1 protein-coding gene is annotated in these 231 nt (G+C 45.0%); it reads right to left on the bottom strand.

The genetic code is table 11. The features are described from left to right. On the bottom strand, window positions 1-231 hold a 231-nt coding region (locus BB427_RS07435), incomplete at both ends, for a hypothetical protein (protein WP_139119039.1).

Raw genomic sequence — 231 nt, forward strand, 5'->3', positions numbered from 1 at the left:
TTCTTCACTGCCTCTGTGAACTTGGTCTTAGCTTCAGCCATTTCTGAATCAGATTTACCCACTTCTTTCCATTTATCTTGCAAGGCCTTGGTGTAAGTTTTGAGGTAATTTTTGTAGTCGGCTTTCGTGAATCCAGTCTCTATCAGTCGCTGATTTAAAACAAGATCGAGGCCTGATTCTGTGACTTCATCGGTACCTTCGTCAGCCTCCTCCTGAGATGGGTTGGCTCCC

The organism is Pseudoalteromonas sp. BMB (assembly GCF_001709235.1).
Taxonomy (GTDB): domain Bacteria; phylum Pseudomonadota; class Gammaproteobacteria; order Enterobacterales; family Alteromonadaceae; genus Pseudoalteromonas; species Pseudoalteromonas maricaloris.